The sequence below is a fragment of the Providencia sp. PROV116 genome (assembly GCF_028482485.1).
Taxonomy (GTDB): domain Bacteria; phylum Pseudomonadota; class Gammaproteobacteria; order Enterobacterales; family Enterobacteriaceae; genus Providencia; species Providencia rettgeri.
Map to the genome: position 1 here is coordinate 62,501 of NZ_JAMPQO010000024.1, position 12,059 is coordinate 74,559.

General features: G+C 41.9%; 10 protein-coding genes. 2 read left to right on the forward strand and 8 right to left on the reverse strand.

The features are described from left to right. Positions 1–30: 30 nt before the first annotated feature. From PSE72_RS16560 to PSE72_RS16575, 4 genes are all read right to left on the reverse strand, one after another. A complete protein-coding gene (locus PSE72_RS16560; RefSeq protein ID WP_115166960.1) occupies positions 31–678 on the reverse strand; it encodes a 3-keto-L-gulonate-6-phosphate decarboxylase UlaD in 648 nt (215 codons plus the stop codon). After that, on the reverse strand, positions 675–1,505 hold the full coding sequence (locus PSE72_RS16565; protein ID WP_115166961.1) for a Cof-type HAD-IIB family hydrolase: 831 nt from the start codon (positions 1,503–1,505) through the stop codon (positions 675–677). The genes PSE72_RS16560 and PSE72_RS16565 overlap by 4 nt, the downstream gene beginning before the upstream one ends. Before the next feature lie 50 nt (positions 1,506–1,555). Then, complete coding sequence (locus tag PSE72_RS16570) at positions 1,556–2,023, reverse strand: PTS sugar transporter subunit IIA (RefSeq protein WP_004912756.1); 468 nt, start codon at positions 2,021–2,023, stop codon at positions 1,556–1,558. 72 nt (positions 2,024–2,095) lie between these two features. Then, entirely contained in the window at positions 2,096–3,850 is a 1,755-nt protein-coding gene (locus PSE72_RS16575; protein WP_004912753.1) for a PTS ascorbate-specific subunit IIBC, read from the reverse strand. A 402-nt stretch (positions 3,851–4,252) separates the two neighbouring features. On the opposite strand from PSE72_RS16575, the gene ulaR reads away from it, so the two are divergent. Both ulaR and ulaG read left to right on the forward strand, forming a co-directional pair. Next, the gene (gene ulaR / locus PSE72_RS16580) at positions 4,253–5,008 is read left to right on the forward strand and encodes an HTH-type transcriptional regulator UlaR (protein ID WP_004912750.1); all 756 of its coding nucleotides are present in this window, start codon (positions 4,253–4,255) and stop codon (positions 5,006–5,008) included. A 115-nt stretch (positions 5,009–5,123) separates the two neighbouring features. Continuing rightward, positions 5,124–6,191 carry an L-ascorbate 6-phosphate lactonase gene (ulaG, locus tag PSE72_RS16585; RefSeq protein WP_004912748.1) on the forward strand — a complete coding sequence of 356 codons (1,068 nt, stop codon included), beginning with the start codon at positions 5,124–5,126 and terminating at the stop codon, positions 6,189–6,191. 114 nt (positions 6,192–6,305) lie between these two features. Here the strand turns inward: ulaG and fbpC are convergent, their stop codons facing one another. From fbpC to uhpC, 4 genes are all read right to left on the reverse strand, one after another. Continuing rightward, positions 6,306–7,355, reverse strand: a complete 1,050-nt coding sequence (fbpC, locus tag PSE72_RS16590) for a ferric ABC transporter ATP-binding protein (RefSeq protein WP_109911462.1) — start codon at positions 7,353–7,355, stop codon at positions 6,306–6,308. A gap of 16 nt (positions 7,356–7,371) precedes the next feature. Next, positions 7,372–9,450 (reverse strand): ABC transporter permease, encoded by a 2,079-nt coding sequence (locus tag PSE72_RS16595; RefSeq protein WP_115166962.1) that lies wholly within the window; start codon positions 9,448–9,450, stop codon positions 7,372–7,374. Between the two features lie 202 nt (positions 9,451–9,652). Continuing rightward, positions 9,653–10,684, reverse strand: a complete 1,032-nt coding sequence (locus PSE72_RS16600) for an ABC transporter substrate-binding protein (protein ID WP_004912741.1) — start codon at positions 10,682–10,684, stop codon at positions 9,653–9,655. Between the two features lie 14 nt (positions 10,685–10,698). Further along, positions 10,699–12,051: an MFS transporter family glucose-6-phosphate receptor UhpC gene (gene uhpC / locus PSE72_RS16605; RefSeq protein ID WP_226537939.1), complete on the reverse strand. Its 1,353-nt coding sequence runs from the start codon at positions 12,049–12,051 to the stop codon at positions 10,699–10,701. Positions 12,052–12,059: the final 8 nt, after the last annotated feature.

Sequence of the window (12,059 nt, forward strand, 5' to 3'; positions counted from 1 at the left end):
TGGTTTTTGAATCAGAATTATTCCTAATTACTATTTCCAAAAACGGTTGATTTGCTCACGTAATGCTTCTGCCGTTTTTTTACCCTTATCGCCCACTAATGCACGGCCAGCAATAAAGGCTTTGGCCTTGATACCGTTAAATAAATGGATATCCTCCGGCACGATACCGCCAGTAATGGACAGTTCTAGCCCTAAATCAGACAGTTTTCGCATTTTTTCGATATCTTCATTGGTCCAGCCAATACCGGCGAGTTCAGCATCGCGGGGGCGGTGGTAAATCGCTTGGGAAATACCTAAATCGACCCAATTTTTGGCATCTTCAAAAGTCCAATTACCATAAATTTCAATTTGGATCTCACGATTAAACTCATCGGCAACTTTTTTGCAGGCAGCAATAGTGGCAATATGCGCCGCGGCTGAGACTGTGATCCAATCTGCTCCTGCTTCAAATGCCATTCTCGATAAAATGGCTCCCCCATCGGTGGTTTTCATATCGCAAACCAGAATGTGATTAGGGTATTTTTGACGTAAAGTCGAGACCGCATTCATGCCATCAGCGAACGCTAAAATTGTACCCACCTCAATAATATCAACGAAAGTATGTACATTTTCAGCCACTTCGAGTGCAGCAGGTAAGTTGGTTTGGTCTAATGCAATTTGGATCAAAGGCTTTGTCATTGTGATTGTCCTAAAATATTTTCATGGATTAGACGCGCAAGGCCATCACCGTTATTATCTGTAGCACAGATAGCATTCGCATGGGATTTCACCGTGTCATCGGCATTTTTCATTGCTACGCCTAGGCCCGCTAGCTCAATCATGGAGATATCGTTGTGGTTATCACCAACAGCGATAACTTGGTTTGAGTTATAACCCTGAGAGTTAAGATATTCTGCTAAACGCGTTCCTTTGTTATTGCCTTTTGCGGCAAAGTCGAAACGGTTTGACCATGATTTTTCGGCATTAAAAGTTTGTTTAATCCAAGGGGAATTTAAGAAACGTTCTAACGTAGACGGTTCACCTTCGACGACGAACTTCCAAATATAGTCAGCCTGCTGGACTTGTTCTTCAAATGAATCAATGCGATAAATTTTCGGTGGATGAGCCATGGTTGGGTCGTTAGCCCACTGTTCCATTGCACTCATGTAATCGATAGGGTCGATTTTTGAATACACCATGGCATCGGTGATGTACATCACCATTTTCAGTTTATCGTTCTGTGCTAATTCGATGAATGTCAGTGCATTCTCTTTGGTAAGGGCATTGTGCGTGATAACTTTTTCATTTTGGTAATCATAGATATAAGTACCATTGCAACAAATAATCGGCGTAGTTAGCCCGAGTTCATCATAGTAGGGACGGGCAGCAGTATGGTGGCGACCAGTGACTATCATGACGTGGCATTGTTTTGCTGCTTGTTGAATAGCTTGTTTGACTGCAGGGTGGATCGTATGTTCTTGAGTTAAAACCGTTCCATCCAAATCAAGCGCTAATACGTTATACATAGTTGATTACCTCTATCGCTAATTAATGATTTTCTTTTATTTTCATTAAATTAGCATAATGCTTGATCAATAACCTGATAAACATCATCAATCGTGCGGCAACGGCGTAGCTTTTCAAGATCGACACCCGTTTCACTGTCTTCATCATCGAGAACACGAGTGACTTCCATCAGACCTTCCATATGTTCATCGGATGAACTGCCTGCCAAGGTGATAAGTACGTCAACAGGCTCATCTTCGCCATCAAAAACAATGGGTTTTTCCAGTGTGACTAAAGCAAAAGCGGTTTTTAGTACCCCGTCTTCAGGCCTTGCGTGAGGAAGCGCTAAATTAGGTGCGATACAAATATAAGGCCCAAGTTTTTCAATACTGTTGATAATTGCTTCATGATAGCTAGGTTTTATCGCACCTGAAGCGATGAGCAAGTCTGTGCCTATCTTAATGGCATCACGCCAGTTATCAGCGGATGCTTGTAGCTGTATCGAATTATTGTCGATTAGTGATTGTTTAAATCCCATCATTGCCTTCCTATTTTTCAACGTTAAGGGAGTCGATACCGTTATGAGCCATATCGACTCCTATGACTTAGGCTATTTATTTCCTATAAAATTGGTATGTATGATATCGAGTAGTTCATCACCGAATGAGTTGGGGTTGAGCATATTTTGTACGCCAAGAATGAATTTACCATCACCCGGATCCATTTCTGCACTAAGGTGTTTAGAGGAAACGATAATATCAGTTGCTGGTAATTTCGATTTATAATCGGAGACTGCACAAGAATCCATCACATGAGGAATGCCTTTCTTTTCGAGGTACTGGCCAATTTTCATTTTCATCATCATGGACGAGCCTTGTCCATTGCCGCAAACCGCTAAGATACGTACAGGCTTAGTACCATTATGTTCAATAGATGCAGCTTCGACTTCTTCATTGGTTTCCATTTCAGTTTCGATTGGGTTTTGTGAATCTTCTTCGGCGCGAAGTTTCTTTGCAGCAAAATACATATAGACAAGGGAGAGGGCGACAACGACAAAGAAGAACATTTTAGAGAAGGACAAACCTTGCATAATGACAGGGAAGGCGAGCGCCCAGTCGGCCATACCCATCCAACCACTAAAGTCCGTACCTTGGCTATTAATTAAGCTGATTGCCCAAGCTGAACCCAATACTTCAATGATACCCATCACGAAACACACTTTCATGACGGCTTTCCAACCCCCAAAATGGTTGGCAAAAATACCGATAGTGGCGTTCGAGAAGAACATAGGGATAAAGCCTGGAATGATCATAATGGGGGAGTTGAATGCCAACATACCGAGTACCGCAACAAATTGCCCGATAGCACCCCACATAAAACCAAATACCATGGCATTAGGGGAGAATGCATAGATAGCGGCGCAGTCAATCGCAAGAACAGCATTGGGGATCACGCGCTCTGAAATACCTTTGAAAGCTTCAGATAATTCAGCGACAAACATGCGTACACCGGTAACAATGATTTGGATGGCAACGGCAAATTTTAAACCCGTTTCAATGATATAAATAGTCCAGTGAGTGGTACCTGCCATGGTTTGTAGGTTGGGAATGCCAAAAGAAATCAGAATAACGCCAAAGAATAAGGTCATCACAATGGCGGTGGCGGAAATGCTGTCATGGAATATATGCAACCATTTGGGCAGTTTTAAATTATCTACGCTGTCTTTTTTATCGCCCAGTTTCGGAGCAACTTTGGTTGCTATCCATGAGGCAAATTGTTGCTGATGACCAATTGAGAATCCGGCTCCACCCGTCACTTCTTGCGTCGGTTTAAACATAATATTGGAAGAAATCCCCCAATACAGCGCCATTAATACCGCAGAATAAATAATGGTTTCCCACATGCTCGTCCCGAGTACAAAATAGAAAACAGCGATCAAGCCTGCTTGTTGAAACATAATATGCCCTGTCAGCATAATGGTACGAATACCGGTGACGCGGCGGAAAAGGACTAAAAGAATATTAATTGCGAGAGCTAACAACACGGTATAGCCCACCCATGAATAGTTATCTCCCATCGCTTCCATGGTGGCCATCATTGATGTATATGGGTCAATAACTGACCCTGTAAGTCCATGGTATTCAGACATTTTTTCGATGACGGGTTTAAAACTGGACACTAAGGTACTGGCACCCACGCCAACTAGCATAAAACCAACAATCGTTTTGATTGTCCCTTTGAGGATTGTCGTGCCATCGCGCTTTAATAGCCAATAACCGATAAATGTGACTAAGCCTAATAATAGAGGCGCTTTTGTCATTACTTGGCTGTAAAAAATATAGAAAGCGTCGTATAAAAAATCCATATTTTTACCTCTAATCAAATTGTATTTGTAATTTATCTGGGTCAGAGATTAATCATATTGATCGTATCTGGTGTTATTGCGATATAATCATTTAAAGCGACTAATCAGTCTCGCAAAAATCAAATGTGATCATATGTAATCATTAATTGCTCTTTTTTGATTGTTCTCATTTGTGCGTTTTTTTACCAGCAAAAAAATAAATAAATGGCGACCTGATCACGTAAAATTTAAAATTATCTTATACATCAATGGAATAAATTTATATTTGTCAAATGTTGTTTTTTTACCTGAGCAAAGGTTGACAATAGTAAGTGAGATAAATAGAATCAAAACTAATCACCAATAATCATTTTGAATCATAATCCATCATCAAGGTGATTATTAACTAATAAGGCGATGATTATGAATGAAGTGCAAAGACACAATGAAATATTGTCGTTATTGGAAACACATCGAGTGATCAATGTTTCTCATATTACCGAACAATTTAGTGTGTCTCCTGCAACAGCTCGTCGTGATATTTCAAAGTTAGATGAGCAAGGTAAATTGCGAAAAATCCGTAATGGTGCTGAACGTATTGAAAATAAAAAACGTAAGTGGACACCGTTAAACATTAACAGTACTGAGCACTATGAAGAAAAATCTGAAATCGCAATTAAAGCGGCAGCGCTTTGTCTTCCTGGGGAAAGCGCTGTCATTAACTGTGGTTCCACCGCGTTTATGTTAGGGCAGCAATTATGCGGAAAAAACGTGCAAATTGTGACTAATTATTTTCCATTAGCGAGCTATTTGATTGACCAAGACCATGATGACGTAATTCTAATAGGTGGGCAGTATAACAAAGCACAAAACATTTTTTTGAATCCGGCTTTGAACACGTTAATGGGTTATGCAGGTAACTGGATGTTCACATCAGGGAAAGGGTTAACAGAGGCTGGCTTATATAAAGCTGACATGCTAACTGCGGTAGCAGAACAACAAATGCTTGACCAAATTGATAAATTAGTCGTTGTTGTAGACAGTTCAAAAGTGGGTCATCGAACCGGGATGTTATTTTGCCCAGCTAATAAGATAGATGTTCTTATCACTGGAAGAAATGCCAACTCTGAGGTTATCAAAGCGATTGCTGCACAGGGCACGCGAGTGATACTGGTTTAATTCCACCGTCTACCTAATTTTTAAAACTTAAACCAATTCAGCCTTCATGCCTTAATTTCTCGATTAAGGCATCAGGCTCCCTACATCTAAAATTCTTGAAAAAGGTATTATGACTATGAGCAAAGTTAATGAAATCACACGTGAATCTTGGATTTTAAGTACATTTCCTGAGTGGGGAACATGGCTAAATGAAGAAATTGAAAAAACGGTTGTTGAACCTAATACTTTTTCAATGTGGTGGCTAGGGTGCACAGGGATTTGGTTAAAAAGTGAGGGAAATACCAATGTTTGCATTGATTTTTGGTGTGGAACTGGAAAGAAAACACAGAAAAACCCATTGATGAATAAGCAACATCAAATGATGCGTATGGGGGGAGTTGAAGCGCTACAACCAAACTTACGCACTGCGATTTTCCCTTTAGACCCGTTTGCCATTAAAAATGTTGATGCGATTTTAGCGTCTCATGACCATGCTGACCATATTGATGTGAATGTGGCGGCGGCGGTAATGCAAAATTGCGGCGACCACGTTAAATTTATTGGTCCTCAAGCCTGTGTAGATTTATGGATTAAGTGGGGCGTACCAGTAGAGCGTTGTGTAGTCGCCAAAGTTGGCGATGTACTGGAAGTAGGGGATATGAAAATCCGTGTGTTAGATTCATTTGACCGCACAGCATTGGTGACATTGCCACAGGGTGTTTCTTCCACTGATAAGCAAATTTTAGATGGCATGGATTCTCGTGCGGTGAACTACTTGATAGAAACAACTGGCGGCTCTATTTATCATTCCGGCGATTCACATTATTCAAACTATTATGCGGCGCATGGTAACCGTTACAATATTGATGTCGCACTGCTTTCTTTTGGCGAAAACCCACGTGGTGTGACGGATAAAATGACGTCATCGGATATTTTACGTGCAGCAGAATCATTAGATTGTGAGCGGGTTATTCCATTCCACCATGATATTTGGGCAAACTTCCAAAATGACCCGCGTGAAATAGAAGTGTTGTGGAATATGAAAAAAGAGCGTTTGCAATATAAATTTGCCCCGTTCTTCTGGCAAGTGGGTGGGAGATATACTTATCCAACAGATAAAGACCGCATGCATTATCAACATTTCCGTGGCTTTAGTGATATTTTCAAAAATGAACCTGAATTACCATATAAAGCATTTTTATAATTAATTGGTTTGTTAAGAAAAGCAGAAGGGGAAACTTTTCTGCTTTTTTAATTGGACTTAATAACGAAAAAAACCGTCACCATGAAGTGACGGTTTAAGTGATTGAATTAGAAATTATTCTTTTTCGTTTAAGATAAACATGCCGTATGGGTGGATCTGCAAATAAAGTTTTTCCCCAATAGTGGGTTGCAACTGCGTCGCATTAATTTGCAGTAACATAGATTGACCGTGCCAATCAACAGTGACCTCGTATTGAGGTCCCATATAAGCAACGTGAGTAACTGTGCAGCATTGGCTATCTTCGCCTTGCAAACTCAGTGTGATGGCTTCAGGACGAACCCCCACAGTCACCGCAGTTTTATCTGTAACAAACTGCTCTGGACGCGGTAAACGATAATTGAAAATATCCACCGAGTCAGCGCTAAGAGTTGCAGGGAAAATATTTGCATCTCCCATAAAGCTCGCCATAAATTTTGACGCTGGCTGGCGGTATAGCTCTTGCGGTGAACCTAACTGCATGATTTTCCCTTTATTCATCACTAGAACCATATCCGAAACCGCAAAAGCCTCGCTTTGGTCATGGGTGACATATAAAGAGGTGATATTGAACTGTTGCTGTAACTCACGAATTTTTTCACGCATGCTACGACGCAAATTTGCATCCAAGTTACTTAATGGCTCATCAAATAATAGCACTTTAGGCTTGAGTATCAATGCACGAGCTAAGGCTACACGCTGCTGCTGACCTCCAGAAATTTGGTCAACGAAACGGTCAGCAAAGCCGGCCAAATCCACTAACTCCAATGCTTCATCAACCCGCTTTTTAATTTCCGCTTTGGGTAAGCCTAACATTTTTAAGCCATAACCGACGTTATCCCCTAACGACATATGTGGGAATAGGGCGTAGGATTGGAAAACCATACAAATATCACGCTGTTGAATTGAACGGTCAGTAACATCTTCACCATCAATAAACATACGGCCTTCGGTGGGTTTTTCTAACCCTGCGACAAGGCGTAATACGGTGGTTTTACCACAGCCGGATGGGCCGAGTAGGGTGACCATGCTGCCTTGTGGAATAGAAAGACTTAAATCATCGATGACGGTATTGTTGCCAAAGCGTTTAGTCACATTTTTTAGTTCAACAAAATTATGTTGTGTCATGTCAGTTACTCCGTGATTACTCTGCATTTTTGGCTTTGGAACGTGAAACACGGGCTTCGCCAATCAAATAGTCAAATAAGAAAATAATTGCCAGCATTACGACAATCAGGATTGAGCCATAGGCAATGGCAACGCCATATTCACCGTCTTCTACACGGTTCAAAATATAGGCTGTAGCGACGCGAGTATCAGGAGTAACCAAGAATACAATCGCACTGACCGTGGTGATCGCACGGACAAAGCTATAGATCAGCGCTGATAAAATGGCTGGGCGCAACAATGGCAGTAAGATAAAGAAGATGGTACGCATTGAACCCGCTCGTAAGCTGAGTGATGCTTCATCCAACGATTTATCAATTTGGCCTAAGCCTGCAATACCTGCACGGATCCCGACAGGAACGTTACGCATGGTCATTGATATAATAACGATAGCGGCAGTTCCCGTTAAATAAAACGGGGAATCGTTAAAGGCTAAGATGTATGACACGCCCGCAACTGTTCCTGGTACGGCAAAGCACAGCATCGTGGTAAATTCGATAGTCTTTTTACCGCGGAACTCTTGGCGAACTACGATATAGGCAATTAATAAACCGAGGATCGCGGTGATGGGGGCGGCAATACCGGCGTACAGAAGAGTATCTAACAATGATGGCCACGCACCATCGCTCATTCCTTGACCGAATAATTTAATAAAGTTATCGAAGGTTAAGGTGTAATCAACACCCCAGTTAACTGTAAAGCTACCGTAGAAAATACTGCCGTATAACAATACGTTAAATGCAACCCAAATCGCTAAGAAAGTGGTCACAGTGGCAATTAATGACGTTGGTAAAGGCTGAACATCACCACGGTAAGATTTCCCTGATACGGTGACATAGGAACGTTTACCTATCCACATATACTGTACGCAGAACACTAATAGTGAGAACACTAATAATGACGCACCTAAGGTACTGGCAGCTTGATAATCTAATTGGGAGCCAGTGATATAGAAGTAAATTTGCGTCGCGAGTACGTCGAAGTTACCGCCTAGAACCAATGGGTTACTAAAGTCAGCCAGCGATTGTACGATAACGATTAAAAATGCGTTTGCCAAAGCAGGTTTCAATAATGGCATAAATACATTAAAGAAAGTTTGGTAACGGTTGGCACGTAAAGTATAAGACGCTTCTTCTAAAGATGGGTGAATGGTTTTAATTGCACCGTCTAAAATCATGAATGACATCGGCGTAAATGCCAGTACTTGTGCTAACCAAATACCCGTAAAGCCATATAACCAGTTGGTGTTTTCAAGCCCCATATAGGTCGCAAGGAATTCAGTAATATAGCCCGAACGCCCCATCATCAACGTGACCCCTAGACCGACAACGAAGGGGGGGGTGACGATAGGCAAAATAGAAAACACGCGACCAATAATAGCGGAGCGTTTGGCGATGCGTGAAGTATAAATGGCTAAAATCAAACCAAAGAAAGTACAACCAGCACCTACGGCCAATGATAAAAATACTGAGTTAATAATAACTTGGACAATATGCGATTGCGTCAAAATTGCCACAAAGGCGAATGGTGCAAAGTCCCCATTTCCATCAGTAAACATCGGAATAAAAATAGCGACACTTGGGAACACAATAAATAGGGCTATTAAGGCCACAACGGTGATCAGCGAGCCAATAACGAATTGGTCTCCACCGAGCCACTCAAGTCGAGTTAACGCCAGTGTCATCACCATACCCAAGGCGATAAATAGTACAATAGTTGAGTAACCTAACCCTTTTCCTTCAAAATAGGAGGTTAAGATCACCACGGTTGCGGTGACAACCGCCACGCCAATATCGAAATAATGGCGGGTTTTATGGTAACGATCCGCTGGTGTTAACGGGCGAATAAATAAAATAGAAGGCAATAAATACCAGAGCCAGCTAATGTTTAGGCTGCTCCAACCATAAGCCGCTATGATTTCGTCTTGTGTTGAGTCAAGTACGCCATAGTCTAAGCTCCAAGAAGGCAGCAACGCGAAACCTAGCCAAGCAATCAGCAGCCAAAAAAATATGCTATCTTTTTTGGTTGAGGTCGATAAGGTTAGGGTTTGAGACATAGTTCCCCCTAAGCTCGTCATATATTGCGCTGTCACAGTGTTGGCTTCACTCCATTACCCCAGTCACATACTTTTGTATGCGTTTAGGGATAACGTCATGCGGCGCTGGCGACAACTCAAATTATTCAGAGCTTAATTAAATTTAATTTTTATTTTAGTTTAGTAAGAGCTCAGTGCGGTGGATGGCCACCACACGAGATAGCTATTTGCTCATTTTGACTTCTGTTACCCATTTATTGATAAGGTTCTTACGGACATCAGCATCACCGTATTTGTCCATATCGTAATTAATTAGGTTTAACTCATTGAGTTTTAAAGAAATAGGAGATGACTCAGCTGTCGTATTGGTTAAGATTTGGTAAGATTTTCCTTCTTTCCAACTTAACTCTTGGGCTTCTTTCGATAAGACGAAATCAACAAACAGTTTCGCGTTATCCATATTGCGTGCATTTTTCAGGATACTGATCCCGCCAATTTCATAGCCAGTACCTTCGCATGGTGCGATAAGCTCTAATGGCGCGCCATTTTCCACTTCTAATGAATAATCATGTAAAAAGCCAATACCAATGGCGGACTCACCGCGAGCGGCGTTACGTGCTGGGGCAATACCTGACTTAGTATATTGAGAGATATTTGAGTTTAATTTTTTCAGGTAATCAAAGGCTTGCTCATTACCCCATAATTGGTCGAAAGTGGCTAATGCGGTATAAGCAGTTCCTGAACTTTGTGGGTCTGCAATTTGAATTTCGCCTTTATATTCAGGTTTGGTTAAATCTTTCCAGCAAGTTGGGATAGGTAACCCTTTCTCTTTTAGGCGGTCTTTGTTAACGCCAAACCCTAAAATACCGATGTAAACTGCGGAAGAGTAATTACCTTTACGTTTTGCAGGGTCTTGGAATTGTGGCATGATTTCAGCCAGATTTGGCGATTTGTATGGTTCAAGTAAATCCATTTCCCCTGCTTGTGAATGTGGGTCTAATGTACCGCCGTACCACACGTCAGCTTGTGGGTTTCGTTTTTCAGCTTCGATTTTGGCTAACGTACTGCCAGAACCATTACGTACAAAGGTGGTTTTGACATCATATTTCTTAGCAAAAGCTTGTGTTTCAGTTTCACACATGGCGTTAGTGGCGCTACAGTAAACAACCAAACGGCCCGCAGCATTTGCAGTGGTAGTAATAGCTGCAAGGGATAAGCCTGCAGCAACAAGCGTAGAGAGAGTTTTCAGTTTCATTGTCAGTCCTTTATTCAGGTTTTATTATCAGAGGGTGAAACAGTACCCGCCAAATGCTCTCGTTTGCTGACATTGGCAATCAATAGAGGCATTAGCAGTAATCCCATCAAAGCCGCGGCACTGGCAAGTAAGGAAAACATGCCTGACCAACCATAATGTGCAATGACTTGAGAGAGTGGCCACCCGGCAATCGCCGCCCCTAAATAGGCGTACAAACCGAGATAACCTGTTACCGCTCCAGCTGCTTTTTTATGACAATATTCTGTTGCAGCTAGACCGATTAACATTTGTGGTCCAAAAACAAAAAAGCCAATCGCAAAGAAGCACGCAGCCAATAAAGCATAGTGATGAATTGGCGTTAACCATAAGGCACTTACTGAGACACAAAGACCCAATGAAAACAGCAGGATCATAGGCGCTCGTTGGCCACGAAACAGAATATCAGAGCCCCAACCAGAGCAGAGTGCCCCTAATAATCCGCCCAGCTCAAATAACGATAATGTTGCATTCGCACTGAGTAAATTGGTGCCATGTTTCTCTGTTAACCATAGATTTCCCCAATCATTTATCGCCATGCGAATGAGATAAACCAAAATATAGGAGAAGCCCAGTAACCAAATCATACGGTTAAAAATGATGGCATCTTTTAATATCACTAGCATTGGCATTGGCGGCGATAAGCGTTCTTGGCGTAACTCCAAAACATCGTGTCGCCACTGCCCAACGCTTGGAAGCTGCTCTTCTTGCGGTGTGCCACGTAATTGACGACACAACCACAGCCCAATAATGACACCAATAACACCAGGGACAATTAAGGCCATTTGCCAACTGTATTGGGTCGCCAATAATGCGGTAAGCAAGGGCAGTAACATTCCCCCAAGGTTGATGGAGATATTCCATAATCCCCACCAAAAGCCACGTTCATTACGTGAATACCAGTGCGTTAGAATGCGTGCACAAGGTGGCCATCCCCAACCTTGGAAAAAGCCGTTTAGTGTCCAGACAATTAATAACGCTGGAAATGATAAGCAGTAGGCAAAAATAATATTCAGTAGCCCTGTCATCACTAAACCGACACCCATAAACCAACGGTATCCTGTAATATCGTGGAAAATCCCTGAAAGAAACTTGGAGATTCCGTAAGTCAAATAAAACGACGTCGCTATCCAACCTATGTCACTTTTATCGAGAAACAGTTCGTTTTGCATAACAGGCATCACGAAGTTAAAACTCTTTCGTGTGAGGTAAAAAGTGGCATAACCAATAATCATTGATAGCATTAAGCGGCGACGCCAAAAACGATACGTGTTATCCAGACTCAACGTGTCTTTACCTGTCATAGGGCGGTTTCTCTTGTTAAGGAAAATGTAATCAA

Bases quoted from the DNA above. Each gene is read 5' to 3' on its own strand.
- PSE72_RS16575 (WP_004912753.1), bottom strand. From the start codon at position 3,850: ATGGATTTTTTATACGACGCTTTCTATATTTTTTACAGCCAAGTAATG.
- PSE72_RS16565 (WP_115166961.1), bottom strand. From the start codon at position 1,505: ATGTATAACGTATTAGCGCTTGATTTGGATGGAACGGTTTTAACTCAA.
- PSE72_RS16600 (WP_004912741.1), bottom strand. From the start codon at position 10,684: ATGAAACTGAAAACTCTCTCTACGCTTGTTGCTGCAGGCTTATCCCTT.
- PSE72_RS16570 (WP_004912756.1), bottom strand. From the start codon at position 2,023: ATGGGATTTAAACAATCACTAATCGACAATAATTCGATACAGCTACAA.
- ulaG (WP_004912748.1), top strand. From the start codon at position 5,124: ATGAGCAAAGTTAATGAAATCACACGTGAATCTTGGATTTTAAGTACA.
- PSE72_RS16560 (WP_115166960.1), bottom strand. From the start codon at position 678: ATGACAAAGCCTTTGATCCAAATTGCATTAGACCAAACCAACTTACCT.
- PSE72_RS16595 (WP_115166962.1), bottom strand. From the start codon at position 9,450: ATGTCTCAAACCCTAACCTTATCGACCTCAACCAAAAAAGATAGCATA.
- ulaR (WP_004912750.1), top strand. From the start codon at position 4,253: ATGAATGAAGTGCAAAGACACAATGAAATATTGTCGTTATTGGAAACA.
- fbpC (WP_109911462.1), bottom strand. From the start codon at position 7,355: ATGACACAACATAATTTTGTTGAACTAAAAAATGTGACTAAACGCTTT.